The sequence below is a fragment of the Ensifer meliloti genome (assembly GCF_030064585.1).
GTDB lineage: Bacteria > Pseudomonadota > Alphaproteobacteria > Rhizobiales > Rhizobiaceae > Sinorhizobium > Sinorhizobium meliloti.
The window spans coordinates 202,800-229,438 of record NZ_CP120365.1 but is presented as its reverse complement, the minus strand read 5'-3'; the positions used below and the strand labels follow the sequence as shown (position 1 = coordinate 229,438).

At 62.0% G+C, this 26,639-nt stretch carries 24 protein-coding genes and 1 pseudogene; 11 read left to right on the top strand and 14 right to left on the bottom strand.

The window, feature by feature from the left end:
* Window positions 1–110: 110 nt before the first annotated feature.
* Window positions 111–938, bottom strand: a complete 828-nt coding sequence (cysE, locus tag PZL22_RS08205; protein ID WP_003535018.1) for a serine O-acetyltransferase — start codon at window positions 936–938, stop codon at window positions 111–113.
* Between the two features lie 297 nt (window positions 939–1,235).
* Window positions 1,236–2,015 carry an alpha/beta fold hydrolase gene (locus PZL22_RS08200; protein ID WP_003535020.1) on the bottom strand — a complete coding sequence of 260 codons (780 nt, stop codon included), beginning with the start codon at window positions 2,013–2,015 and terminating at the stop codon, window positions 1,236–1,238.
* Window positions 2,016–2,204: 189 nt separating this feature from the next.
* On the opposite strand from PZL22_RS08200, the gene PZL22_RS08195 reads away from it, so the two are divergent.
* Window positions 2,205–2,450 (top strand): zinc-finger domain-containing protein, encoded by a 246-nt coding sequence (locus PZL22_RS08195; protein WP_003535025.1) that lies wholly within the window; start codon window positions 2,205–2,207, stop codon window positions 2,448–2,450.
* 27 nt (window positions 2,451–2,477) lie between these two features.
* Entirely contained in the window at window positions 2,478–3,641 is a 1,164-nt protein-coding gene (locus tag PZL22_RS08190; RefSeq protein ID WP_003535027.1) for an FAD-dependent oxidoreductase, read from the top strand.
* 54 nt (window positions 3,642–3,695) lie between these two features.
* On the opposite strand, the gene PZL22_RS08185 is transcribed toward PZL22_RS08190, so the two are convergent.
* Window positions 3,696–4,883 carry a cystathionine beta-lyase gene (locus PZL22_RS08185; RefSeq protein WP_284718587.1) on the bottom strand — a complete coding sequence of 396 codons (1,188 nt, stop codon included), beginning with the start codon at window positions 4,881–4,883 and terminating at the stop codon, window positions 3,696–3,698.
* Window positions 4,884–5,220: 337 nt separating this feature from the next.
* Here PZL22_RS08185 and PZL22_RS08180 point away from each other — a divergent pair, with 337 nt between their 5' ends.
* From PZL22_RS08180 to PZL22_RS08150, 7 genes and pseudogenes are all read left to right on the top strand, one after another.
* On the top strand, window positions 5,221–6,246 hold the full coding sequence (locus PZL22_RS08180) for an amino acid ABC transporter substrate-binding protein (RefSeq protein ID WP_003535031.1): 1,026 nt from the start codon (window positions 5,221–5,223) through the stop codon (window positions 6,244–6,246).
* 105 nt (window positions 6,247–6,351) lie between these two features.
* Entirely contained in the window at window positions 6,352–7,545 is a 1,194-nt protein-coding gene (locus PZL22_RS08175) for an amino acid ABC transporter permease (RefSeq protein WP_003535033.1), read from the top strand.
* Window positions 7,546–7,549: 4 nt separating this feature from the next.
* Complete coding sequence (locus PZL22_RS08170; protein WP_003535035.1) at window positions 7,550–8,704, top strand: amino acid ABC transporter permease; 1,155 nt, start codon at window positions 7,550–7,552, stop codon at window positions 8,702–8,704.
* Window positions 8,705–8,722: 18 nt separating this feature from the next.
* Window positions 8,723–9,499 carry an amino acid ABC transporter ATP-binding protein gene (locus PZL22_RS08165; protein WP_003535037.1) on the top strand — a complete coding sequence of 259 codons (777 nt, stop codon included), beginning with the start codon at window positions 8,723–8,725 and terminating at the stop codon, window positions 9,497–9,499.
* A gap of 188 nt (window positions 9,500–9,687) precedes the next feature.
* A complete protein-coding gene (locus tag PZL22_RS08160) occupies window positions 9,688–9,933 on the top strand; it encodes a type II toxin-antitoxin system Phd/YefM family antitoxin (RefSeq protein ID WP_027990010.1) in 246 nt (81 codons plus the stop codon).
* Window positions 9,923–10,208: pseudogene (locus PZL22_RS08155) on the top strand (type II toxin-antitoxin system RelE family toxin). Before PZL22_RS08160 ends, PZL22_RS08155 begins: the two are co-directional and overlap by 11 nt.
* 142 nt (window positions 10,209–10,350) lie before the next feature.
* On the top strand, window positions 10,351–11,427 hold the full coding sequence (locus tag PZL22_RS08150) for an ISAs1-like element ISRm21 family transposase (protein WP_013844321.1): 1,077 nt from the start codon (window positions 10,351–10,353) through the stop codon (window positions 11,425–11,427).
* A gap of 177 nt (window positions 11,428–11,604) precedes the next feature.
* On the opposite strand, the gene PZL22_RS08145 is transcribed toward PZL22_RS08150, so the two are convergent.
* From PZL22_RS08145 to cysG, 5 genes are all read right to left on the bottom strand, one after another.
* Window positions 11,605–12,417 (bottom strand): ferredoxin--NADP reductase, encoded by an 813-nt coding sequence (locus tag PZL22_RS08145; RefSeq protein ID WP_003537440.1) that lies wholly within the window; start codon window positions 12,415–12,417, stop codon window positions 11,605–11,607.
* A 145-nt stretch (window positions 12,418–12,562) separates the two neighbouring features.
* Window positions 12,563–13,063 carry a DUF934 domain-containing protein gene (locus tag PZL22_RS08140; protein ID WP_003537442.1) on the bottom strand — a complete coding sequence of 167 codons (501 nt, stop codon included), beginning with the start codon at window positions 13,061–13,063 and terminating at the stop codon, window positions 12,563–12,565.
* 17 nt (window positions 13,064–13,080) lie between these two features.
* Entirely contained in the window at window positions 13,081–14,754 is a 1,674-nt protein-coding gene (locus PZL22_RS08135) for a nitrite/sulfite reductase (protein WP_003537444.1), read from the bottom strand.
* Between the two features lie 14 nt (window positions 14,755–14,768).
* The gene (locus tag PZL22_RS08130) at window positions 14,769–15,086 is read right to left on the bottom strand and encodes a DUF2849 domain-containing protein (protein ID WP_003537445.1); all 318 of its coding nucleotides are present in this window, start codon (window positions 15,084–15,086) and stop codon (window positions 14,769–14,771) included.
* Between the two features lie 10 nt (window positions 15,087–15,096).
* Window positions 15,097–16,554, bottom strand: coding sequence for a siroheme synthase CysG (gene cysG, locus PZL22_RS08125; RefSeq protein WP_003537449.1), 1,458 nt, complete (start codon window positions 16,552–16,554; stop codon window positions 15,097–15,099).
* 223 nt (window positions 16,555–16,777) lie between these two features.
* On the opposite strand from cysG, the gene PZL22_RS08120 reads away from it, so the two are divergent.
* Together PZL22_RS08120 and mazG are read left to right on the top strand one after the other, a co-directional pair.
* The gene (locus tag PZL22_RS08120; RefSeq protein ID WP_003537450.1) at window positions 16,778–17,365 is read left to right on the top strand and encodes a deaminase; all 588 of its coding nucleotides are present in this window, start codon (window positions 16,778–16,780) and stop codon (window positions 17,363–17,365) included.
* A 3-nt stretch (window positions 17,366–17,368) separates the two neighbouring features.
* On the top strand, window positions 17,369–18,202 hold the full coding sequence (gene mazG, locus PZL22_RS08115; protein WP_003537451.1) for a nucleoside triphosphate pyrophosphohydrolase: 834 nt from the start codon (window positions 17,369–17,371) through the stop codon (window positions 18,200–18,202).
* A gap of 665 nt (window positions 18,203–18,867) precedes the next feature.
* Here the strand turns inward: mazG and hflX are convergent.
* The 6 genes from hflX to ntrY all read right to left on the bottom strand — a co-directional run bounded on the left by hflX (window position 18,868) and on the right by ntrY (window position 26,590).
* A complete protein-coding gene (gene hflX, locus PZL22_RS08110) occupies window positions 18,868–20,265 on the bottom strand; it encodes a GTPase HflX (protein WP_003535430.1) in 1,398 nt (465 codons plus the stop codon).
* Window positions 20,266–20,271: 6 nt separating this feature from the next.
* Window positions 20,272–20,514 carry an RNA chaperone Hfq gene (gene hfq, locus PZL22_RS08105; protein ID WP_003535434.1) on the bottom strand — a complete coding sequence of 81 codons (243 nt, stop codon included), beginning with the start codon at window positions 20,512–20,514 and terminating at the stop codon, window positions 20,272–20,274.
* 100 nt (window positions 20,515–20,614) lie between these two features.
* On the bottom strand, window positions 20,615–21,478 hold the full coding sequence (locus PZL22_RS08100; RefSeq protein ID WP_003535436.1) for a D-amino-acid transaminase: 864 nt from the start codon (window positions 21,476–21,478) through the stop codon (window positions 20,615–20,617).
* A gap of 11 nt (window positions 21,479–21,489) precedes the next feature.
* Window positions 21,490–22,866, bottom strand: coding sequence for a Trk system potassium transporter TrkA (gene trkA, locus PZL22_RS08095; protein WP_003535437.1), 1,377 nt, complete (start codon window positions 22,864–22,866; stop codon window positions 21,490–21,492).
* 54 nt (window positions 22,867–22,920) lie between these two features.
* A complete protein-coding gene (ntrX, locus tag PZL22_RS08090) occupies window positions 22,921–24,285 on the bottom strand; it encodes a two-component system response regulator NtrX (protein ID WP_003535439.1) in 1,365 nt (454 codons plus the stop codon).
* Complete coding sequence (gene ntrY, locus PZL22_RS08085; RefSeq protein ID WP_013844315.1) at window positions 24,275–26,590, bottom strand: two-component system sensor histidine kinase NtrY; 2,316 nt, start codon at window positions 26,588–26,590, stop codon at window positions 24,275–24,277. Before ntrY ends, ntrX begins: the two co-directional genes overlap by 11 nt.
* Window positions 26,591–26,639 lie beyond the last annotated feature (49 nt).

The following is a 26,639-nucleotide window of genomic DNA, read 5'->3' as shown; positions in this document are numbered from 1 at the left end:
GAGCGCCAAGCGTTCGCCGAGAGGCGAAGAAATGCTCGCAACGCCTTGAATTTCTGCACTGAATTTTCGCGGCGTCGATGCCCGGCACAGCCGGGTTACAGGCGCCTTGATCAGATATCGAACGACGCCAGGATCTGGTCCATTTGACGCGACGGCTCGGAACAGCCGGCCTCGCCGACGACCTTCGCCGGCACCCCGGCAACCGTCGATTTGGGAGGGACCGCCTTCAGCACGACGGAACCGGCGGCCACGCGCGAGCAGTGGCCGATGTGGATGTTGCCGAGAATCTTTGCGCCGGCGCCGATCAGCACGCCGTTGCCGATCTTCGGATGACGGTCGCTGCCTTCCTTGCCGGTGCCGCCAAGCGTCACGCCATGCAAGATAGATACGTTGTCGCCGATGACCGCGGTTTCGCCGACGACGAGCCCCGTTGCATGATCGAGGAAGATGCCGCGCCCGATGCGGGCGGCCGGGTTGATGTCGGTTTGGAAAACACTGGAGGAGCGGCTCTGGAGATAGAGCGCAAAGTCTTTCCGGCCGCGGTTCCACAGCCAGTGAGCCAGACGGTGCGTCTGTATGGCATGGAAGCCCTTGAAATAAAGCACGGGCTCCATGAAGCGCGTGCAGGCCGGGTCGCGGTCGTAGACCGCCTGTATATCGACGCGCAGGACGGCGCCCCATTCGGGCCAGTCCTCGAGCATTTCGGCGAAGGTCTGGTGCAGGAGGCTCGCCTGTAGGTCGGGATGGTCCAGCCTCTCGCAGATCCGGTAGATGACGCAATCTTCCAGGGAATGCTGATTGACCACCGTCGAATAGAGAAAGGCCGCCAGCATCGGGTCGCGCTCGGCCGCCAGACGCGCCTCCTCGCGCAGGCTATCCCAGATCGGATCGATCGCTTCGAGCGATTCCGTATGACGAAGTTCTGTCTTGGCGACCATGGTCGCTCTCCTTCCTGGGCGGTCCCTCAGCGGGGTCGTCTTTGGCTTGCCTGTTTAGGACGGGTCGTTGTTCCGGCATATATAGGCCAATTCCCGGCCGACATAAATGGCCTGACCGGTATTCACCTCTCGTTACAGCGCCGCGCGTCTTATCAGACGCGCAAAGGCCGCTGTAGCACTTTGATCTGCTGCAGGTTTTTGTCCTTTAATCGGATACGATTAAAGGAAACATGCAGTAGTGGCACGGACGGGAGCAACTCGAGGAAAAGTGCGCAGGGTTTTCCGTCCGGACTGGCCTCACCCAACCCCGGCAAGGAACTCCAGAACCGCCTTCTTGAACACCCGGTCGCCGACCGCCAGCATGTGGTCGCGCCCGGGAATGTCGAGTGCCACGGCATGCTGCATCAGCGCGGCGAGCTCCTCAGCCGATCCGGCGATGTCATCCTTTGTCCCGACGCCGATCAGCACCGGCACGTCTATGCGGCCTACCTCGTCGGCGGTAAGCAGGTCCCGCGATGTCGATATGCATGCGGCGAGCGCCTGACGATCGCTTTTCGTCTGGTCTGCGAAGGCGCGGAACGTCCGGCCCCGCTCGTGCGTAACGTCCTCCAAAGAAGGTGCAAGCAGCGCGTCGGCGATCGGATCCCACTCCCCCACCCCCGTGATCATGCCTATCCCGAGACCGCCGAATACCAGCGAACGGACGCGATCCGGGTGCTGCAAGGCCAGGAATGCCGATATGCGCGCGCCCATCGAATAACCCATGACATGCGCTTCGCCGATGCCGAGATGCACCAGAAGTGCCGCCGCATCCCCCGCCATCTGCGGCGGGTGATAGAGCGAGGGATCATGGGGCTTGCTGCTTTGCCCGTGCCCGCGATTGTCGAGCGCGATGACGCGGTATCCGGCGTCGCCGAGCGTCTTCAGCCATCCGGGAAAAACCCAATTGACATTGGCGCTCGATGCAAAGCCGTGAATGAGCAGGATCGGGTCGCCCGAGGGGTCACCTTCGTCGAAATAGGCGATTTCCAGTCCGTCGTGCGCGAAGCGGGAAAATGGCGGAGGGTTCAAGTCCATCTGGTTTTCCTGGTATTGTCCTGTCGGCGCGGACGTTAGTTGGTAAAGCAACGGCCGGAAACCCCAACCGCTCCAAAAACCATAGGCGCGGCATGTTTGCCGCTACACATTTTCGCCAAAGCTCACTATGGTGCCGGCAAAATCGACACCCCAATCGACACCTAAGACTTGCATATATCGGAGTACGACATGGCCGGCCACAGCATCCCCCATTTTCAGAACGACGGCGGGCACCGGGTCATCGAGATCGGCGTCAAGGAATTCATGTGCACGGGCGCTTCCGTCCCGTTCGACCACCCTCACATCTTCGTCGACATGGGCGACGAGAACGAGAAAGTCTGTTCCTATTGCTCGACCCTCTACCGCTACAATCCTTCCCTGAAGGCGACGGAAACGATCCCTCCGGGCTGCCTTTTCACCACTAAAGCCGCCTGATCCTGCGCAGGCGACGGCGCGATATCCATGCAAAAGGCTGATCCGGTTGCGATCGTCGGTGCCGGCATCGCCGGGCTGACGGCTGCGCTCTGCCTTGCACGGCAGGGGTTCCGGACGGATATCTTCGAGCAGGCCGATGCATTGGAGGAAGCCGGTGCCGGGCTTCAGCTTTCGCCGAATGCATCGCGCATCCTCATCGAACTCGTGTTGCTGCCCGCTCTCGAACGCGTCTGGAATGAACCGGAAGCGATCTCGCTTACCGACGGCCGCTCGCTGCGGCCGCTTGCCAGCGTGCCTGCCGGCGCACGCGCCCGCGAGCGCTGGGGTGCTCCCTATGGCGTCCTGCATCGCGCCAGCCTGCAAACGATCCTTCTGGATGCCGTCCGGGCCGAGCCGCTTTGCCGCCTTCATCTGGGGAGCCGGATCGGGGACGATCCGCGAACCGTCATCACCGAGGCGAGCAAGCGCTCACCGGCAGCGATCATCGGCGCGGACGGTATCTGGTCGCGGATACGCTCCTCCGTTCCCGGCGCCGGCACCGTCCGTTTTTCGGGCAATGTCGCCTGGCGCTTCACGCTGCCACGCACCCGGGTGCCCGCCTGCCTGTCGCAAGATCGCGTCACCGCCTTCCTCGCGCCGAAGGCCCATCTCGTCGCCTATCCGATCCCGAAGATCGACGGCTTCAACTTCGTTGCGATCGTTGCCGGAAAGGCGTCGGGCGAAACCTGGGAGGGGCGCGAATCCGGCGATCGCCGGCGCGAGTTCGAGGCGGCCTTCAGGGATTGGCATCCCGACCTGCGCTCGTTGCTCGGTCACGCCGCCTCGGCGACCTACTGGCCGCTCTGCACGGTTGAAGACGGGGCTTGGCACAATGGACGCGACACCATCCTCATCGGCGATGCTGCCCACGCCATGACGCCATTTGCAGCCCAAGGCGCGGCGATGGCCATCGAGGACGCCCGGGAACTCGCCCGCTGTATGGCCGATACTCCCGACCTTCCCTCCGCCTTCGCACGCTATGAAGACGCACGCAGGGCGCGGATCGGCCGCGTTCGCAAGCGCGCCGCCTTCAACAGCTTCGCCTACCACGCAGCAGGTCCGGTGCGGATCGCGCGCGATCTCGTTCTCTCATTTAAAAAACCCGAGGCGCTCGCAGCCGATTTCGACTGGCTTTACGGCTACGGCCCTTAGTTGGCGCAGGATGACGGGACCGAATTACCGCCTCCCCGTCGCTTCGTTCGGACCTCAGACGGCGTTTGCCGCAGCAAGGCCCGCCTCGATATCCCGGCGGATGTCCGGTACATCCTCGAGTCCGATCTGCAGCCGGATGACCGGCCCTTCGGACGGTGCCTTCGCGACCTTGCGATCGGAGAGGTTCACGTGAACGGCGAGGCTTTCGAAGCCGCCCCAGGAGTAGCCGAGCCCGAACAGCGAGAGCGCATCCAGGAAGGCATGCGCCTTTGCCTTGCCGTCTTCCGGTTCCGCCTTGAGCACGAAGGAGAATATCCCGCTCGCGCCGCCGAAGTCGCGCTTCCACAATTCGTGTCCGGGAAAGCTCGGCAGTGCCGGATGAAGCACGCGCGCCACCTCGTCTCGGCCCTCCAGCCATTCAGCGATCGCGAGCGCGCTTGCCTGATGACGCTCCAGGCGAACGCCCATCGTGCGCAGGCCGCGCAGGATCTGATAGCTGTCGTCCGGCGAAACGCAGACGCCGAGCGTGACCATCGCCTCGCTGAGTGCCGGCCAATGGGCCGCATTGGCCGAAACGGTTCCGAGAAGAACGTCCGAGTGACCGGAAGGGTACTTGGTCGCCGCATGGATCGACACGTCGACGCCGTGGTCGAGGGGCCGGAAGTAGACCGGCGTCGCCCAGGTATTGTCCATGGTCACGATACAGCCGTGCCGGTGCGCCGCGGCGGCGATTGCCGGAATATCCTGCATCTCGAACGTATTCGAGCCCGGGGCTTCCGTATGCACCAGCCGCGTGTTCGGCCTGATCAGGTTTTCGATGCCGGCGCCGATCGTCGGGTCGTAATATTCGACCGTGACGCCGAGCCTGGAGAGCATCGTGTCGCAGAAGTGGCGGGTGGGGAAATAGACCGAATCGACGATGAGCACATGGTCGCCCGAGGAGAGATAGGCGAGGAACGGCACCGTGACCGCAGCGAGCCCGGAGGGAACGAGGATCGTGCCCGATGCGCCCTCCAACTCGTTCACGGCCTCGCAGAGCGCGTCGGTCGTCGGTGTGCCGCGCGTCCCATAGGTATATTTCTGCGCCCGCGTCTCCATCGTCCTCGCATTCGGGAACAGCACGGTGGAGGCGTGAACCACCGGCGGATTGACGAAGCCATGGAAGTCGGAGGGGTTGTTGCCGGTGTGCGCGAGACGGGTATTGATGCCCTGCTCCGCTCGCCCGATCTTGTTGTCTGCCATTGAAACATCCGCTGTTGATTTTCGCTGCCGACTCATCGAACGGGCCACCGGCCGGGTCAAGGAAAAATTCAAGCCGGCCGCCCGTGAATCACGAAGGAGGCGCAACTGGCGGTTTTTTATTCATGACGGGCAATTCTGTCGCGAGACCTGCCTAAACTTCTGGCGAGCTTCACGTTTTTCACATGGAAGATCATAAAATCGGCAACGTCTCTTGACCCTTCCAGATTTTGAGCATGAGATAGTTTGTACTCAGGCCAGGAGGGTGGCCGAGGCTGCACGCGCCAAGAGAGCGCAACCGTGCAGACGCGAAAAACGACAACCGAAAAGGTTCAAAAAAATGGCAAGAAGAATTCTGACAGCTCTCGTTGGCGCTGCTGTCGTGGGGATTGGCACACATGCGGCATCCGCCGCTACGCTTGACGACGTGAAGGCCAAGGGCTTCGTCCAGTGCGGCGTGAATACCGGCCTCGCCGGTTTCGCAGCCCCTGACGCCTCGGGCAATTGGAGCGGATTCGACGTCGACTATTGCAAGGCGATTGCGGCCGCGATCTTCGGCGACGGCAGCAAGGTCAAGTATACGCCGCTCTCCGCCAAGGAGCGCTTTCCGGCGCTGCAGTCCGGCGAAGTCGACGTGCTCGCACGCAACACGACCTGGTCGATCAACCGCGACACGGCGCTTGGCTTCAACTTCCGTCCGGTCAACTACTACGACGGCCAGGGCTTCATGGTTCGCAAGGAACTCGACGTGAAGTCCGCCCTCGAGCTTTCCGGCGCCGCCGTCTGCGTTCAGACCGGCACGACGACCGAGCTGAACCTCGCCGACTACTTCAAGGCGAACAATCTGCAGTACAACCCGGTCGTCTTCGAGAAACTCGAGGAAGTGAACGCTGCCTACGACGCCGGCCGTTGCGATGTCTATACGACCGACCAGTCCGGCCTCTATTCGCTGCGCCTCACCCTCTCGAAGCCCGATGACCACATCGTTCTGCCGGAGATCATCTCCAAGGAGCCGCTCGCACCGGCGGTCCGCCAGGGTGACGATCAGTGGTTCGACATCGTCAGCTGGGTCCATTACGCCCTGGTCCAGGCCGAAGAGTTCGGCGTAACCCAGGCCAATCTTGAAGAAATGAAGAAGTCGACGAACCCCGACGTTCAACGCTTCCTGGGCGTCGAGGCCGACAGCAAGATCGGCACGGATCTCGGTCTCACCAACGAATGGGCGGTCAATATCGTCAAGGCAGTCGGAAACTACGGCGAAGTGTTCGACCGCAACATCGGCGCAGGCAGCCCGCTGAAGATCGAGCGCGGCCTCAACGCTCTCTGGAACAAGGGCGGTCTCCAATACGCACCGCCGGTCCGCTGATCGGACGCTATGTCGGGGGGACGGCCGCGGCCGTTCCCCCGATCAACGATAAAAACCCGATAAGGGGAACATCCGAAAGGATGGACAAGGGGAAAGAGGCATTGCATGGCCATCGGCGTCACCAACGCGCCTGAACGAAGCAGGTCCTCAGGGTCGATCATCAACGATCCTCAGGTGCGCGGGATATTCTATCAGGCAATCACCATCATCATCCTCGCAGCGCTCATCTACTGGATCGTCGACAACACCGTCGACAACCTGAGACGCGCGAACATCGCATCCGGCTACGATTTCGTTAGAAGCCGCGCCGGCTTCGATGTCGGACAGTCGCTGATTTCATTCACCAGCGATTCCACCTATGGCCGCGCCTTGCTGGTCGGCTTCATCAATACGTTGCTCGTCGCAATTACCGGAATCATCACGGCGACGATCATCGGCTTTATCGTCGGCATCGGACGCCTTTCGCACAACTGGATCATCGCCAAGCTCTCGCTGGCCTATGTCGAAGTGTTCCGCAACATCCCGCCGCTGCTCGTCATATTCTTCTGGTACAGCGGGGTGCTGTCGATATTGCCGCAGGCACGAGATGCGCTTGCCCTGCCCTTTGATATCTTTCTGAGCAATCGCGGCGTCGCCTTTCCGAGGCCGATTGCCGAAGAGGGTGCAGAATACACGCTCCTCGCGTTTGTTATCGCCGTCGCCGCAAGTGTGTTCTTTGCCCGTTACGCGCGCCAGCGGCAGTTGGCGACCGGCGAGCGACTTCCCGTCCTGTGGACCGTGCTCGGACTGATCATCGGTCTGCCGCTGGTCACATTTCTCGTGACCGGTGCGCCGATCACTTTCGACATTCCCGTGGCGGGCAAGTTCAACCTCACGGGCGGTTCGGTCGTCGGACCGGAGTTCATGTCGCTGTTCCTCGCGCTTTCCTTCTACACGGCAGCCTTCATCGCCGAAATCGTCCGGGCCGGCATCCGCGGCGTTTCCAAAGGCCAGACGGAGGCGGCACATGCGCTCGGCATACGCCCGGCGCTGACGACGCGCCTCGTGGTCGTGCCGCAGGCGATGCGCATCATCATTCCGCCGCTGACCAGCCAGTATCTCAACCTCACCAAGAACTCCTCGCTGGCGGTTGCCATCGGTTATGCCGATCTCGTTGCCGTCGGCGGCACCATCCTCAACCAGACCGGACAGTCGATCGAGATCGTAAGCATCTGGCTCATCGTCTATCTCAGCCTGAGCCTCGCGACGTCGCTGTTCATGAACTGGTACAACGCCCGAATGGCGCTGGTTGAGAGGTGAGATCATGAGCACGAATCAGGCCTCATTCGTTCGCGCTTCGATGATCGAAGCTTCGCCTGCCCCGTCACTGGAAAGCGGTGTCGTCTCCTGGCTGCGGAAAAATCTGTTCGCCACGCCCAAGGACACCGCCCTGACGATCATCAGCCTGCTCATCCTGGCATGGCTGGTGCCCCCCGCAATCCAGTGGCTCTTCATCGATGCCGCCTGGAGCGGCGGCGGCCGCGGCGTCTGCGCCACGCTCTCGCAAGGCGGCTCGCAGCCTGAAGGCTGGAGCGGCGCCTGCTGGGCCTTCGTCAATGCGAAATTCGCCCAGTTTCTTTTTGGCCGCTATCCGCTCGACGAGCGCTGGCGTCCGGCGCTTGTCGGCATCCTCTTCGTGTTGCTCCTGGTGCCGATGCTGATACCGCGAATCCCGTACAAGGGATTGAACGCGCTTCTGCTGCTGGTCGCCCTGCCTATCCTTTCGGCGATCCTCCTCCCCGGCGGCTGGTTCGGCCTCACCTATGTCGAAACGCCCCTCTGGGGCGGCCTGATGGTCACCCTGGTCCTGTCCTTCGTCGGAATCGCGGTTTCGCTGCCGCTCGGCATCCTGCTGGCGCTCGGGCGCCGGTCGAACATGCCGGTGATCAAGATGCTCTGCACCGTCTTCATCGAGGTCATCCGCGGCGTTCCATTGATCACGGTGCTTTTCATGGCCAGCGTCATGCTGCCGCTGTTCCTGCCGCAGGGCGTCACCTTCGACAAGTTCCTGCGCGCCCTTATCGGTGTGTCGCTCTTTGCCTCCGCCTACATGGCGGAAGTCGTGCGCGGCGGCCTGCAGGCAATTCCGAAGGGCCAGTATGAGGGCGCCGATTCGCTGGGACTCAGCTTTTGGCAGAAGATGGGATTCATCGTCCTGCCGCAGGCCCTGAAGCTGGTCATTCCCGGTATCGTCAACACATTCATAGGCCTGTTCAAGGACACATCGCTCGTGTCGATCATCGGCATGTTCGACCTGCTCGGCATCGTTCGCCTGAACTTCAGCGATACGAACTGGGCCACCGCCGTCACGCCACTGACCGGCCTTATCTTCGCGGGCTTCGTCTTTTGGCTTTTCTGCTTCGGCATGTCGCGCTATTCAGGCTTCATGGAACGCCTGCTCGACAGAAGCCAGCGGTAAAAAAGGGGAAAAAAGAAAATGGCAAATACCGCCACTGCACCGAAATTGGCCGTCTCGACGACGGATGTCGCGATCGAAATCACCAACATGAACAAATGGTACGGTGATTTCCATGTGCTGCGCGACATCAATCTCAGGGTCATGCGCGGCGAGCGCATCGTCGTCGCCGGCCCGTCGGGTTCCGGCAAGTCGACGATGATTCGCTGCATCAATCGGCTCGAGGAGCACCAGAAGGGCAAGATCGTCGTCGACGGCATCGAACTCACCAACGACCTGAAGAAGATCGACGAAGTGCGCCGGGAAGTCGGCATGGTCTTCCAGCACTTCAACCTCTTCCCGCATCTCACGATCCTGGAAAACTGCACGCTGGCGCCGATCTGGGTGCGCAAGATGCCGAAAAAGGAAGCCGAGCAAGTCGCGATGCATTTCCTGGAGCGCGTCAAGATTCCGGAGCAGGCGCTCAAATATCCGGGCCAGCTTTCGGGCGGTCAGCAGCAGCGCGTCGCCATCGCCCGCTCGCTTTGCATGCGGCCGAAAATCCTTCTCTTCGACGAGCCGACCTCTGCGCTCGACCCTGAGATGGTCAAGGAAGTGCTCGACACGATGGTCGGACTCGCCGAGGAAGGCATGACCATGATCTGCGTCACCCACGAAATGGGCTTCGCCCGCCAGGTCGCCAACCGCGTGATCTTCATGGACCAGGGCCAGATCGTCGAACAGAACTCGCCGGCCGAGTTCTTCGACAATCCCCAGCACGAGCGGACCAAGCTGTTCCTCAGCCAGATCCTGCACTGATCCGGAACAGCTCGAAACGACGGCGGCCCGCCTTCATGGCGGGCCGTTTCGTTTTGTACTCCAAGCCAAAACCTCACAGAAACCTTCCATTCTAAGGCCTGTTGAGATTCGGGTACCGCCGCGGCGTTGCAATAAAGTACTATTTCTGGTACTGAAACAGGCATCATCAATCGTTTGAAGATGGCATTATGCAGCGTGTAGAAGCCTCTGTGGCCGTGAGCGTTTCCGACTTGAAGAAGAGTCCGACGGCAGTAATGGGCGAGGCTCAAGGCGAGCCCGTGGCCGTGCTGAACCACAATCGTGTCATGGCCTATCTGGTGCCTGCCGATGTCTACGAATCCATGCTTGAGCGGCTGGACGATCTCTATCTTGCCGAGCTTGTGAAAGAGCGGGCGGACGAGAAGGGCGAGCCGGTCGATATTGATGCCCTATAGCCTCGAATTCCTGCCGTCTGCTCGAAAGGAATGGGACAAGCTGGGCGCGACGATCCGGCAGCAGCTCGTAAAGAAGCTGCGTGAGCGTTTGGAGCGCCCCCGCATTCCGAGCGCCGCACTACGGGATGCCCGACCACTACAAAATCAAACTGAGACAGCTTGGCTATCGTCTCGTCTACCGGGTCGATGACGGCTCTGTCACTGTGCTGGTCGTGGCAGTTGGAAAGCGAGAGCGGGGTGACGTCTACAACTTGATGAGAGCACACGGGCGTTAGATCGCCGGACCGGGCATCATAGGCCACCTAAACGCTCCAGGCCGCACCCGGCGAGAGGCAGGGGAATCGCATATAGCGAATAAGTGGTTGTTTTGTTGCGGCAAATCGATTCATGAAGTCCTCCGCTGCCTTGGAGGTCTCGATGAGTAGATTTGCCGCTTGCTTTGAAGATTTGCCAGATCCGCGCGGTCGCAATGCGCGCCATCCGTTGACGTCGATCCTGTTCATTGCCGTTGCGGCGATTGTCTGCGGTGCGGAAAGCTGTACCGATATGGCCGATTTCGGCGTTGCCAAGAAGAAATGGCTGAAGACAATCGTGCCGCTGCCCTATGGCATTCCCAGCCATGACACCTTCTCCACCGTCTTCCGCCATCTCGATCCGGATGCCTTTGATGCGGCCTTTCGCCGTCTCACGGCGAGCTTTGCGCAGGGTCTCGAAGGGGTGGTAGCGATCGATGGCAAGGCGGTGCGCGGTGCCTACCGGCGCGCCGCCAAGGCCACGCCACTCCACTTCGTCAATGTCTGGGCTGCCGGTCCCGGTCTGGTCATCGGCCAAAAGCTCGCGCCGGGCCGCAATGAGGTGCAAGGGGCTCTCGATGCGCTCGCGCTGCTGGCACTGGAGGGCTCTATCGTCACCGCCGATGCCCTGCATTGCCGGCCCGACACCGCCCGCGCCATCCTCGCTGCCGGCGGCGATTATGCTCTGGCACTGAAGGCCAACCAGCCCGGCCTCTTGGCCCAGGCGCTCGCCCGCATCGAGGACGCCGGCCACGTCGAGAGCATCCAGATTGCAGCCGAGACTGCCCATGACCGCACCGAGACACGCCGCGCCAGCGTTGTGGCTGCCGGCGATATCAACTTTCCGGGCCTGCAGGCCATCGGCTGCGTCGAGACCACAAGCCGTCATACCAACGGCCATTTGACCAGCCATGTCCGCTACTTCCTGCTCTCCACCACCATGTCGCCGAGCGCGCTGATCGAGGTTGTAAGAACCCATTGGCAAATCGAAAACAAACTGCATTGGGTTCTGGATGTCCACTTCCACGAGGACGCCGCCAGAAACCGCAAGGACAACGGCCCGCAGAACATTGCGTTCTTGCGCAAGATCGCTCTCAACCTCTTGCGATCGCACCCCGACAAGGCCTCCATCCGCCGGAAAATTAAAAAGGCGGGCTGGGATGACGAATTCCTCACTTCTCTTATCGCTCATATGCGATAGCCCTGCGGCGAGAGGGGACATGCCCTACGAAATGCTGGTGACTATGGCAGCCGAGGCGCCCGCCACGAGTCCCTTCGCCCCGCTTGCGGGGAGAAGGTGCCGGCAGGCGGATGAGGGGCGGCCGCAAATCGGCGTAAAGTTTCTTTAAGAGGACGCTATCGCCGTCGGCGCCATGGATCAGCCGACGAATGCACGTTCGATGACGAACTCTGCCGGCTTGTTGTTGGCGCCTTCCGTCAGGCCGGCGGCTTCGAGGATTTCCTTGGTATCCTTCAGCATCGCGGTGGAACCGCAGATCATTCCGCGGTCGATCTCGGGATCGAGCGGCGGCAGGCCGAGGTCTGCGAAGAACTTGCCGTTGGTCATCAGGTCGGTGATCCGGCCCTTGAAAGGATATTCTTCGCGCGTAACCGTGGCGTAGTGCCGAAGCTTGTCGCCGACGATCTCGTTCAGGAACTCATGATTGCGGATTTCATCGACAAGATCGAAGCCATATTTCAGCTCCGCCACGTCGCGGCAGGTATGGGTAAGGATGACCTCCTCGAACTTCTCGAAGGTCTCCGGGTCGCGGATGAGGCTCGCAAAGGGCGCGATGCCCGTGCCCGTCGAGAACATATAGAGCCTGCGGCCGGGCACGAGCGCATCCAGCACCAGCGTGCCGGTCGGCTTCTTGCGCATCAATACCTGGTCGCCGGGCTTGATCCCCTGCAGATGCGACGTCAGCGGCCCATCGGGCACTTTGATGGAGAAGAATTCCAGTTCCTCGTCCCAGGCCGGGCTCGCGATCGAATAGGCACGATAAACGGGCTTGTCGCCGACCATCAGTCCGATCATCGCAAATTCGCCCGAGCGGAAGCGGAACTCCTGCGGGCGTGTCATGCGGAAGCGGAAGAGCCGGTCGGTGTAGTGTTCGACGCTCGTCACCGTTTCAGCGAAGACGCCTGCCGGAGCCTGTACCGCGAAATCTTCTTTTTTTGCCGGAGCATTCATCGTGACCACAGTCCTGTAAATGGTGACGCTGTTTATCAACTACAAGCGGATATTCCAACCCATGCCGAATTGAAAGGAAATCCCTTCCAAATATAGTCGCTTTCGAGGATTTCGGCTTGCTTCACACTGTCGCGGCCTGCACCTTTCAAGAGACGCGGCGCCAGCTGTAGGAATTGATGTTGGCGGACGGCTTTGCCGTCGGCTGGTAGTGGTTGGAAATGCCCGGCAGCCGGCCCTCCGAAAGCCGTTTGATCGCCGTGGCGTTGGTTACGGCGAAGCTGTCGACGCCGCAACGCAGCATAAGCGGGATCGGGTCGATCAGCACGTCGCCGACGGCGCGGATTTCGCCCTGGTAGCCGAGCCGCGAACGCAGCAGCGAAGCATGGCTGAAGGACCGGCCGTCGCTGAAAGCCGGAAATGCCACCGCCACCAGCGCGATCCTTTCGAGATACGGCTGAAGACGCATCACGTCGTCTGCGGGGTTGATCAGAACGCCAAGCTCCGAGGCATCGCTCTCCGCAACCGCCGCCATGAAGCCGTCGATGTTCAGAATCGCCTTCTCGTTCGACCCGGCCTTGGTCTCGTCGGTTTCGATCACCCAGGGATCATCGTTCACGAAGCCGGTTTCTTTCCAGATTTTCGTCATCTTTTGCTGTCCTTGGATCACGCGGCTGCCTGGGCACCGCCGCCATAGAGCGCATCCTTGAAAGGCTGCGGCCCCACCCGGCGATAGGCCTCGAGGAAGGTCTCCGACTTGTCCCGGCGCAAGCCGAGATAGGTATCGACGATCGTCTCCACCGCGTCGGTCACTCTTTCCGGCTCGAAGCCGCGACCGATGATCTCGCCGATCGATGTATGTTCGTCGCCGGAGCCGCCGAGCGTGATCTGATAGAGCTCCGCGCCCTTCTTTTCGACGCCCAGAAGACCGATATGGCCGACGTGATGGTGCCCGCAGGCATTGATGCAGCCGGAGATCTTGATCTTGAGCTCGCCGATTTCGGCCTGCCGCTCGGGCGAGCCGAAACGGTTCGAAATCTCCTGCGCGACCGGAATCGAGCGTGCATTGGCAAGCGCACAGTAGTCGAGCCCCGGACAGGCAATGATGTCGGTGATCAGCCCCGCATTGGCGGTGGCGAGGCCGGCGGCGACCAGGGCGCGATAGACAGGCTCGAGGTCGGCAAGCGCCACATGCGGCAGGATCAGGTTCTGCTCATGGCTGACGCGGATCTCGTCGAAGGCATATTCCTCGGCGATATCGGCGACCGCATCCATCTGTTCGTGGCTCGCGTCGCCCGGAATGCCGCCGATCGGCTTCAGAGAGATCGTCACCATGCCGTAGTCGGGATGCTTGTGCGGCTGGACGTTCTGGTGCACCCAGCGGGCAAATTCCGGATCGGCCTTCTTCCAGCGGGCGAGACTGCCCCAGCCCTCCGGCCGGTTCGGCAGTGTCGCGGGCGCAAAATAGGCAGCGATCGCCTGGATATCAGCGTCCGGCAGCTTCAGTTCCGTGTCCTTCAGATTGGCGAATTCGAGCTCCACCTGACGGGCCAGTTCCTCGGCACCGGTTTCATGAACCAGGATCTTGATGCGCGCCTTGTACTTGTTGTCGCGGCGACCATGGAGGTTGTAAACGCGCATGATCGCGGTCGTGTAGGAGAGCAGATCCTCTTCCGGCAGGAAGTCGCGGATCTTCTTGGCGATCAGCGGCGTGCGGCCCTGCCCGCCGCCGACATAGACGGCAAAGCCAAGCTTGCCGTTCTCGTCCTTCTTCAGGTGCAGGCCGATGTCATGCACCTGAATGGCGGCGCGGTCGCGCTCGGCGCCGGTCACGGCGATCTTGAACTTGCGCGGCAGGAACGAGAACTCCGGATGGACGCTCGACCATTGCCTGAGGATTTCGGCATAGGGGCGCGGGTCGGCGACTTCGTCAGCCGCGGCACCGGCGAAATGGTCCGCCGTCACGTTGCGAATGCAGTTGCCGGAGGTCTGCAGCGCGTGCATCTCCACGCTTGCCAGTTCCTGAAGGATATCAGGCGTGTCGGAAAGGCGCGGCCAGTTGTACTGGATGTTCTGGCGGGTCGTGAAATGTCCGTAGCCGCGGTCATATTTGCGGGCGATATGGGCGAGCATCCGCATTTGCCGGCTCGAGAGCGTACCATAGGGAATGGCGACGCGGAGCATATAGGCATGGAGCTGCAGATAGACGCCGTTCATCAGGCGCAGCGGCTTGAACGCATCCTCCGCGAGTTCACCGGACAGTCGCCGCTGGACCTGGTCGCGGAACTGCTCGACGCGTGCGGAAACGAAGGCGTGGTCGAATTCGTCGTAACGATACATGGCTTCTCAGGTCCTCAGGCAGCAACATTCTTCGGGCCCGCAAGCCCGCTGTATCCAGGAGCGTAGGGGATCGACGGCCCTTCGGCACGGATCCGCTCACGCATGCGCAACGGCCGCAGCGTACCGTCTACTTCCTCGACGTCGATAACGTTGACGTCCACCACTTTATTCTCGTCGAACGAGCGCTTTCCGGTCGCCTCCAGGGCCGCGACGGCCTCCGCATGGCGAGCGACGAAGGCATCCTGCAACGACTCCACCCAATTGCCGGAAGCGTCGAGCCAGACGGAGATGCCATCCGCCAGACGGTTTGCCGTCAGAACCTTTTCCACCATCGCGTCGTCCTCAATTCCAGATCTGTTCGGTGCGTTTCGCTGAAACTTTGCCGGCACCGCTATACTTGGTGCGGCCGGCCGCCAGCGGCTCGGACCGCTCGAAATTCGCGCCCGCAACCGCTTCGCCGATGATCACCATGACCGGCCCGTCCAGTTCCGTGCGGGCCTCGAGGTCCGGCAGATCGCGGAGCGTTCCGTGCAGGAGACGGCGCTCGGCACGGCTCGCATTCTCGATCACCGCGACGGTCGTGTCCTGCGGCAGACCGGCCTGCATGAGCCGCGAGGCGACGGAGGCCGCAACGGTGCGGCCCATATAGACGGCAATCGTCGCGCCGGAAACCGCCAGTCGCGCCCAATCGGGAAGAACGCTGCCTGTCAGATCGTGCCCCGTCGTGAAAACCAGCGACGATGCCACGCCGCGCAGCGTCAGCGGCAGTTCGAAATCGGCGGCCGCGGCAAAGGCGGATGTGATCCCCGGCACCACCTCGTAGCTGATGCCGGCTTCACGCAGTGCCGCCATTTCCTCGCCTGCCCGGCCGTAGACCAGAGGGTCGCCGGACTTCAGCCGCACGACGCGCTTGCCTTCGCCGGCAAGCTTCACCAGCAACTGATTGATCTCGTCCTGCGACTTGGTATGGCAGCCCTTGCGCTTGCCGACCGAAAGCCGCTCGGCGTCGCGGCGGCCCATGTCGACGATCGCTTGCGGCACCAGCGCATCATAAACGATGGCGTCCGCTTCCATCATCACGCGCTGCGCCCGGAGCGTCAGCAGGTCTTCGGCGCCCGGTCCGGCGCCGACCAGCCACACATGGCCGGCCACGCCCCCCGCGACATCCAGAAGCTTCGAGGCCTCGCGGCGCGCGGATGCAAGATCGCCGAGCGCTACTTGATCCGCCACAGGGCCCGAGAAGAAGCGGCGCCAGAAGACACGCCGCGCGACGCCGCGCGGCACGAGGCGGTCGACGGCGTCGCGATAGCTCGCAGCCAAAGAGGCAACGATACCCAAGGACGGCGACAACAATTGATCGATCTGCGCGCGGATCATCTGCGCCAGAACCGGCCCTGCCCCTTCGGTGCCGATCGCAACTGCGACGGGCGCCCGGTTGACGAGTGCCGGCGTGAGGAAATCGCAATAATCCGGCTGATCCACGGCATTTGCGGGGATTTTCCGCTCGCGCGCCGCAGTCACGACAACGCGGTCAAGCGCCTCATCGCCGGTTGCGGCAAAGACGAGGACGGAGCCTTCGACCTGATGAGCCCCAAAGGGTTCGCGCACGGTCTCGATATTGTTGGCATCCAGAAAAGCCTCGAATGCCGGTTCCGGGCGATCCGCATAAGCGACGATGCGCGCCTCGGTGTTCAGCAGCAACCGCACCTTGGCGAAGGCCTCGTCCCCATTGCCGAACACCGCCACGCTTTTCTGCGCGACGCGAAAGAATGCCGGAAAGACGGACAATTTCTGCGACATAACGAGGGGACGGCTCCTTTTGCAGGCTGCGGGGAATATCCCCTATAGGCCGCAACATTTGAAGGAACAGAAATTTCAATGCTTTTCCGGTCACGTATTGTTTTGCTCGACAGCCAATCTTTTTGAGCAAATATCTCCGGGACCCTGATCCGCCCGTTGGCTCGGCCATTGCGCCGATCGGCCGACCTCCGTTAAATGCCGGCTCAAAGCAGGAGACCGAGACATGAAAAAGACCGAACTGGCAGAGCGCCTGCTGACCGTCATCGAAGAGGACATACTGCCGCTCACCGAGAAGGGCGTAGCCGACGGCAACAAGGTGTTCGGCGCCGCTATCCTGCGCAAGTCCGACCTGTCGCTGGTGCTGGCCGAAACCAATAACGAGACCGAGAACCCGCTGTGGCATGGCGAGGTGCACACGCTCAAGCGCTACTACGAGATGGCCGAGACGCCGGACACGCGCGAGCTGATCTTCCTCTCGACGCATGAGCCCTGCTCCATGTGTCTCTCGGCGATCACCTGGGCAGGTTTCGATAACTTCTACTATTTCTTCAGCCACGAGGATTCGCGCGACAGCTTCGCTATCCCGCATGACCTGAAAATCCTGAAGGAGGTTTTTCGCCTCGAACCGGGCGGCTACGCCCGGCAGAATGCGTTCTGGCAATCGGCATCCATCGCGGCACTGATGCAGGAGGCCGATCCGGAAACGCGGCAGCGGCTCAGCGACCAGGACGCCCGCATCCGGGCACGCTACGATCGTCTGTCCGATACCTATCAGGCGAGCAAAGACACCAACGCCATACCGCTGAATTGAGCCATGGAAGCTTCCCGCGACATTCAACGCCTGCTCGACATCATGGCCGCGCTCCGCGATCCGGAGACGGGCTGCCCCTGGGATATCGTGCAGACCTTCGAGACGATCCGGCCTTATACGATCGAAGAGGCCTATGAGGTCGCCGACGCGATCGAGCGTCATGATATGGACGACCTGTGCGACGAACTCGGCGACCTTTTGCTGCAGGTGGTCTTTCACGCACGCATGGCCGAGGAGGCCGGCGCGTTTTCCTTCGGTGACGTCGTCGAAGCCATCACGCGCAAGATGATCCGCCGCCATCCGCATGTCTTCGCCCGCTCCGACGCCGACACCGCCGAGGCGGTGAAGCTGCAATGGGAAGAGATCAAGCAGGCCGAGAAGGCCGACCGGCGGCAACGGCGCCTGCAGCGCGGCGTGTCGCAAGAGGAGCATGCTGGCCATCTCGGCTCGATCCAGCGCAGTTTTCCGGCGCTGGTCGAGGCGCTGAAGCTGCAGGAACGGGCGGCAAAGGTCGGCTTCGACTGGTCCGAGCCTGAGCCGATCCTCGACAAGGTCGAGGAGGAAATCGGCGAGCTGCGGCAGGCACTTAAAGACGGTGACCTCGGGAAGGTCGCGGACGAGCTCGGCGACCTGATCTTCGCGCTCGTCAATATCGGCCGCCATGTCGGCACCGATCCGGAAATGGCGCTGCGCGGCACCAACACCAAGTTCAGGCGCCGTTTCGGCCACATAGAGAAGGAACTGGAAGCCGGAGGCGAAACGCTCGACGCGGCATCGCTGGAGCGCATGGAAGAACTCTGGCAGGCGGCGAAGGCTATCGAAAGGCAGCTGACGTAGGCTCGTGCGTTACCCGCTGCGTCTATGCTATTCCTCATCCCTGCCCGTCAAGGAATCCAGCCGGGCGAAATCCTTGGGCTGAAAAGACTCACCCGCGCCGCAGACGCGGCGCTGCTCTCATCCCTGTGACGAGCACAGGGATGAGGGTGGAGAGGGTGCGGTCCTTCGGAATACTTCTCGTAGGCCGTGGGATATTAATGAGATGGCGCGCATGTCCTTCGGGCGAAGGTCACCGTAGCGCCCGTGCATCCCCGCCTCCTTCATCCCTGTGCTCGTCACAGGAATCCAGCCAGACCAAGTCCTTGGGCTGAAAAGACTCACCCGCGCCGCAGACGCGGCGCTGCTCTCATCCCTGTGACGAGCACAGGGATGAGGGGAGAGAGGGTCCGGTCCCTCGGAATACTTCTCATAGGCCGTGCGGAAGGAGATGGCGCGCAGTCCCCAAACGAGGTTGCGGCAGCGCCCGTGCATCCCGCCTCCCTCATTCCTGTGCTCGTCACAGGAATCCAGCCAGACCAAGTCCTTGGGCTGAAAAGACTCAGCCGCGCCGCAGACGCAGCGCTGCTCTCATCCCTGTGACGAGCACAGGGATGAGGGTGGCGAGGGTGCGGTCCACTCTTATAACCTGTGCGGAAAGTCAGGAAATGGCGCAACACTCCTGGCTGCTACCAATCCTCTTCGACGGCCTTCGGGCCGTTGCCCAGCCGCCTCTCGAGCTCCGTGGCCTCTCCCTCCGTCAGACGCAGGTCAAGGCTCACGCGTCCATCCTCGAGGTCTTCCCGGCCATCGACGATCGCATGCTGGTAGACCCAAGGCAGCAACTGCAGCTGATCGAGACCCAGAACGACGGTGCACTCGGTCATGACGCCCGAAAGACGCCGGCCTATTTCAGTGAGAAGATCGTCGACACCTTCGCCGGTCATGGCCGAAACGGCGACCGTGTTGTCGGCGCTCGCGGCCTTCTTCACCAGCGCTTCGCGCACTTCCGGCTCGACCTTGTCGATCTTGTTCCAGACCTCGACAATGCGCTCGGCACCCTCCTTCTCGTCGATGCCGAGATCGGCCAGGATGCGCAGCACGTCGCTTGCCTGGGCCTGATTGTCCGGATCGGACAGGTCGCGCACATGCAGGACCAGGTCGGCCTCGAGTACCTCTTCCAGCGTCGCCCGGAAGGCGGCGACCAGATGCGTCGGCAGATCGGAAATGAAGCCGACGGTGTCGGAGAGGATGACCATACGCCCATGCGGCAGTTTCAGCCGCCTCAGCGTCGGATCCAGCGTCGCGAAGAGCATGTCTTCGGCGAGCACGCCGGCCCCGGTCATCCGGTTGAAGAGCGTCGATTTGCCCGCGTTCGTATAGCCTACAAGCGCGACGATCGGATGCGGCACCTTCTTGCGCTTCGACCGGTGAAGCTGGCGCGTGCGCCGCACCTGCTCCAACTCGCGCTCCAGCTTGACGATCCTGTCCTGCAGCAGCCGGCGGTCGGCCTCGATCTGCGTTTCGCCGGGCCCGCCCATGAAACCCGCGCCGCCACGCTGCCGTTCGAGGTGCGTCCAGCTGCGAACCAGGCGGCCCTTCTGATAATTGAGATGTGCGAGATCGACCTGCAGCGTGCCCTCCCTGGTGGAGGCACGCCGGCCGAAGATTTCCAGAATGAGGCCGGTGCGGTCGATGACCTTGGCGTTCCATTCCTTCTCGAGATTGCGCTGCTGGACAGGCGTCAGCGGGTGATCGACGATCACGAGCCCCGCATCCTTCTCGCTCAGGACGTGACCGATCTCCTCGATCTTGCCGGTGCCGAGCAGCGTGCCCGGTTTTGGCTGGGCGACGGAAACGATCATGCCGTGAACGACGTCCAGGTCGATGGCGAGCGCCAGGCCCGTCGCCTCCTCCAGCCGGCTTTCGTCCGAACGCGTAGCGGGCTGCGCAACGATGTCGGCAGAAGCCTTCCCGGTCTTTTTCAGGATCGGAACGACGACGACGGCACGCGAATCATCGCGGAGCCTCTCGAGCTCCGGAATGATCGACGACGATTTTGAATCACGCTTGGTAATGTTCCTCACATCCCGTCAGGAGGCAGCTTCCTCATTCTCGAACATCTGCAACGGCTGGCCCGGCATGATCGTCGAGATGGCGTGCTTGTAGACGAGCTGAGAATGACCGTCGCGGCGCAACAGCACACAGAAATTGTCAAACGATGTTACGACACCCGTCAGCTTGACGCCGTTGATGAGGAATATGGTCAAAGAAATCTTTTGCTTGCGGACCGTGTTGAGAAAGAGATCCTGCAAGTTTTGAGAACGTTCCGCCATCGCGCCGCTTCTTTCTTATTTGCCGGCGTTCTGGCGCCGGTGCATTTTGTTAATTTTTAAGGTGTCACGTACGATCCCGGCACCTCCGCAGGGTTTGGTATCAAATCACCGTCTTTTCCGCAATGTCGAAAAAGGCCTCGCGAATATTCTGTGCTATGCTTCCTGGATGACCGTTGCCGATCGTCTTTCCGTCGACGGAAACGACGGGAAAGCAGATGCTGGTAGCAGCGGTGATGAAGACCTCCCGCGCTGCGAGCATTTCTTCCACGGAGAAGGCCGTTTCCTCGATCGCAAGGCCCAGCGGCTTGGCCACGTCCATCAGGGTGGTGCGGGTCACGCCGCGCAGAATGCCACTTTCCGCCGGGCGGGTGCGTAACGTCCCTTCGCGGTCCACGATCCATACATTCGTCGCCGCCCCCTCTTTGACCATGCCGTCCACGTCGACGAAGATCGCCTCCTGCGCGCCCGCTTCCTTCGCCTGCTGACGGGCAAGCACATTCGGGAGAAGGCCGACGCTCTTGATATCGACGCGATCCCACCGGTTCTCCGGCACCGTTATCGCCGATATGCCCTCGGCATTCTTCCGGGCGATCGCCCCGGGATCCGTGCGTTTGGCGGTGACGACGATCGAAGGCGGCGTGTCCGCATCAGGGAAAACATGATCCCGCCGCGCGACGCCGCGGGTCACCTGCAGATAGAAGAGCCCGTTGCGGACCCTGTTTCGGCGCAGCACCTCCCGGATGACATGGATCAGCGCCGCACGACTCATCGGCCAGCCTATCCTGAGCTCGCCCAGGGATCGCCCGAGGCGATCGAGGTGTCGGGTCAGGTCGATGATGAAGCCGTGCCGCACCTCGCAGACCTCGTAGACGCCGTCGGCAAACTGGTAACCCCGGTCCTCGACGTGAATGGCGGCTTCGGCGTGCCGGACGTAAGTGCCGTTGACATAGGCGATTCTCGGCATGGCTGAGGCCCTCAGAAATATTGAATGCTGACGCGGAAGAGCTGTTCGACATCGCGGACGGTCTCGGCGGCCGCGAGGAGGACCACGCGGTCCTTCGCCTTGATCCGCGTGTTGCCGTCTGGGCGCACATAGGCCTTGTCGCGATAGAGCGCGCCGATGCGGATACCCTCCGGCAATTCGAGCTCGCGCAGCGCCTTGCCGACCAGCGGAGAGGTTTCGAGCGCCTCTGCCTCGATCACCTCCGCCATGCCGTTCTGCACCGCGTAGACCGACCGGATGCGGCCCTTTCGCACGTGCTGCAGCACACGCGAGATGGTGACGGCGCGCGGATTGATATAGGCGTCGACACCGGCGGCGCCGGCGAAGTCCTGATAGGCCGGTTCGTTGATCAGCACGAGGGTCGACTTCGCTCCAAGCCTCCTGGCAAGCATGCTCCCGAGGATGTTGATCTGGTCGTTATTCGTCAGCGCGACGACGAGATCCGCCTCCTGGACATCCGCTTGCGCCAGGATCCGCTGATCCATGGCCGAGCCGTGGAGGACCACCGTGCTGTTGAGCTTGTCGGCGACGAGCACGGCGCGATCGCGGTCGTTTTCGACGAGTTTCACCCGCATGCGCGGCTGCTGTTCCTCGATCGTTCGCGCAACGAAATAGCCAATATTGCCTGCGCCGAGGATGATGATCCGCCGCGCCTCCTGTTCTTCATGGCCGAAGAGCGCCAGCGTGCGGCGGGCATGGTCGCGGTCGCAGACCACATAGGCGAGATCGCCGGTCTTCAACTGGTCGGAGGAATGCGGAACGATCAGCTTACCGTCCCGGAAGATACCGGTCACGGTCGCGTGCAGATCGGGAAAGAGCTCGCTCAATTGCTGCAGCGGCGTGTCGACGACGGGGCAGTCTTCCATACATTCGATCGCAACCATCGCGATCCGATCGTCGGCGAAGCGCACCACGTCGGTGGCGCCGGGAAAGGATATGCGGCGAAGCACGAGCCGCCCTACCTCGATTTCCGGAGAGATCGTCACGTCGATCGGGACGTTCTCGCGCGAAAAGAGGTCGGAATATTCGGGCGCAAGATAGCTCTGCGCGCGGATGCGGGCGACCTTGGTCGGTACGTTGAAAATCGCATGGGCTACTTCGCAGGCGACGATGTTGACCTCATCGTACAGCGTTACCGCGATGAGCATGTCGGCCTGGTCGGCGCCCGCCTTCGCCAGTACATCCGGATGCGCCCCGTGGCCGACGTAACCGCGCACGTCCAGCGTCTCGGTTATGTAGGCAATCAGCGCGGCCGACGTGTCGATCACCGAAACGTCGTTATTCTCGCGCGACAGCCGCTCGGCGATGCCGTAACCGACCTGCCCTGCCCCGCATATGATCACCTTCATTGCTATTCCTTACGTCTGGGACGGATCTGCCGATGGCTCGTTATGGGTTTCTGATCACACGCCCAACGATTTCAGCTTGCGATGAAGGGCGGAGCGCTCCATTCCGACGAATTCGGCGGTGCGCGAGATATTGCCGCCGAAGCGATTGATCTGGGCGATCAGATAATCGCGTTCGAACATCTCGCGAGCCTCCCGCAGCGGCAGGGTCATGATGTGCTGATCGCCCTGCGCCGAGATCTTCGGCAGGGTGTCCCCCACCTCGTTCGGCAGCATGTCGGCGGTGATCGGCGTATCGGGACCGTCGCTGCGCGCGAGGATCATCAGGCGCTCGATGTTGTTGCGCAGTTGGCGGATATTGCCGGGCCAATCATGCGCCTGCAGTACGGCCAGCGCATCCTCGCCGATCTTGCGGGGACGGATGCCGGCCTGTTCGCTTACCTGTCGCATGAACATGTCGACCAGGAAAGGGATGTCCTCGCGCCGCTCCGCAAGAGCGGGAACGCGCACCGGAATGACGGCGAGCCGGTGATACAGGTCCTCGCGGAACAGGCCCTCGGTGATCATGTTCTCGAGATTGTAGGCGGTCGAGGAGATGATGCGGACATCGACCTTGACGCGCTTGGAGCCGCCGACCCGCTCGAACTGCTGGTCGACGAGGACGCGCAGGATCTTGTTCTGCGTTTCGCGCGGCATTTCGCCGACCTCGTCCAGGTAGAGGATGCCCCCGTGGGCCTCCTCGAGTGCACCCGTTCGACGCGGCTGCCCCGTCGTTCCTTCGGTACCGAAAAGCGCGATCTCCATTCTGTCGGGCGTGATCGCAGCCGCATTGAGAGCCACGAAAGGACCGTTGGCACGCGCGGACTTGCGATGGATCATCCGCGCGACGAGTTCCTTGCCGGAGCCGGACGGTCCCTGGATCATGATACGGCTGTTGGTGGGCGCCACTTTCTCGATCATCTGGCGCAGTTGCGACACGGCAACGGAGGTTCCGATCAGTTCCACCGGATCGCCCGACTTCCGTCTCAGCTCTGAGTTTTCGCGCTTGAGCTTGGAATTCTCGAGCGCCCGCTCGGCGATCAGGATCAGCCGGTCGGCCTTGAACGGCTTCTCGATGAAATCATAGGCTCCGCGCTTGATCGCGGAAACGGCGGTTTCGATGTTGCCGTGACCTGAGATCATCACGACCGGCAAATCGGGGTGCCGGTTCTTGATCTCGTCGAGCAGTGCCAGGCCGTCGAGCTTGCTTCCCTGCATCCAGATGTCCAGGAAGATCAGGCGCGGCACACGGTCGTTGATCGCCGCGAGCGCGCTCTCGCTGTCGAAAGCGGTCCGCGTTTCATGGCCCTCGTCCGACAGGATCCCCGAGACGATCTCGCGAATATCCTCCTCGTCATCCACAACCAGAATATCAGCCGCCATTGGTATTACCCTTATCCTTCAAATTATCTTCGCCCCCGGTCTCGCCGGCGGGCGGCAGAACCACCCGGATCATCGCCCCGGCGCCACCGTCGAAGTCCGGCGGTGCGTCGTGCAGTTCCAGTTGCCCGCCGTGGTCCTCTATGATCTTCTTGACGATAGCGAGGCCGAGACCGGTGCCCTTATCCCGCATCGTCATGTACGGCTCCAGAATTCGGTGCCGGTTCTCGGTCGGAAGCCCCTTGCCGTTGTCGATGACGTCGACCACGAAACGGCCGGTGGTATCATCGCGACGGGATCGGATGACGACTGTGGGCGCGCCTCGTGACGTTCCCGCGGGCACGGCTTCGATCGCCTCCACCGCGTTCTTGACGAGATTGCCGAATGCCTGACCCAGCATGCGGCCGTCGAACTGCCCCTCGAGCGGTTCGTCGCCGAAATCGCGGACGAAGTTGATGTGGCTGTTGCCCATCTCGCGCAGGAATACGGCGTCCTTCAGGATCGCCCGCAGGTCCGACTTCTCCTTCGTCGGCTTCGGCATCCGCGCGAAGGCGGAAAATTCGTCGACCATCCGGCCGATGTCCTCGACCTGGCGCACGATCGTTTCGGTGCACTGGTCGAAGACCGCGCGGTCCTCCTGATCGATCTGCTTGCCGTAGCGGCGTTTCAGCCTCTCGGCCGAGAGCTGGATCGGCGTCAGCGGGTTCTTGATCTCGTGTGCGATGCGGCGAGCGACGTCCGCCCATGCGGTGGAGCGCTGCGCGATTACCAGATCCGTGATGTCGTCGACGGTGATGACATAGGAGCCATGCGATTCGTCGCCCTCCTCCCGCGTCACCTGAACATTCATCGTGCGCTCGGTGCCGCCGCGCATGATATTGATCTGCTTGCGGTAATCGTTGCGGTAGCGGCTCTCGGCCTCGACCAGAACCGCTTCGATTTCGGGGGCCACGTCGCTGAGATTCGCTCCGATGAGCTCCGGCGCCGCCTTCTTGAGCATCCCTTCCGAAGACGGATTGAAGATGGTGATGCGGCGATCCCTGCCGACGCCGATGACTGCCGCCGTCACGCCGGAGAGCACTGCCTCGATGAAGCGGCGGCGTTGGTCGACCTCGTCCTTCGCCACCAGGATCTGATCCTGCTGGGTCCGAATTTCGCTCACCATCTTGTTGAACGTGCGCGACAGGTTGCCGACGTCGCCGTCGACGGCGCGCACCGGAACGACGACGTCAAGATTGCCGGAAGCGACGCTGTCGGCGGCGCCGATCAGCTGCCGGATCGGCCGGACGATGCGGTCGGCGACCGCAATGGCCGTCCAGATCGCCGCCAGCAGCACGATCAGGGCAAAACCGATGTAAAGGACGCCGAAGGCGATCTGCAGGGAGGTCCGCCCGGCCTCGAGCGTCTTGTATTCCGCAGTGTTCTCTTCCATCAGCCGCATCGATCGCATGACTTCCGGATCGACGTTTCGGACGGTGTAAAGATAGGTCCCCGGAATGTTTTCGAGCGGAATGACGGCTCCCACCAGATTGGTCACGCCCGGAGGAATAAGCGTCGGCTGACCGGCAATGGTGCTCTTCAGTGCGTCCTGCGGGATCGCCGGCAGCGGACGATCGGTCGAAATATTGGCCTGGAGTATGGCGCTGCCGTCAGCGCGCACGAGGAATGCGCCGAGCATGCCGCGCCCCCTCGCCTGCCGTGTCATCAGCTCGACGAAGCCGGTACGGTCGAGGCTATAGAGCTGGCGATTGCGCTCCAGGTCGTTGGCCATCGACACCGTCTGACCCTGAAGGTAGCTGGCATTCTCGAGGACGTAGGCCTGCGCGACGTTCAGGGAGGAACGGACGATCGCCTGCGTACGCAGCGAGAACCAGCGGTCGAGGCCGACATCGAGGGTGATGCTGGCGAAGATCGCGACTAGGATCGCCGGCGTGATCGCGACGATCGAGAAGAGCGCGACGATGCGCACATGCAGGCGCGCTGCGGCTCTTCCCTTGCTGCGCGCCCTGAGCAGTCTGAATATCTCGCGAGCGATGAGATAGATCAGGCCCACGACGAAGAGGCCGTTGATGCCGGCGCAGGCGATCACGATGTTTCTCTCGGGCCGGATCGGGGTCAGACCGAGAAGAACGAGCAGCGACAAGGTGGCGCAGATCAGGGCACCGGTGGCGAGCATAAGCCCCGGCAAGGCAAAGGAGGCTCGCCGATCCTGGGCAGCAGTGACTCCGTCCTCCGTGCCCAATGGCAAGGCCATTCCATCCACCATGAAAAGTGCTACCCCCAACCGGCGTACCGACGACACCGGCATACGCCTGCGTTCCGGACCGAGACATTGAACCTTAAAGCGCCGCGTCTCC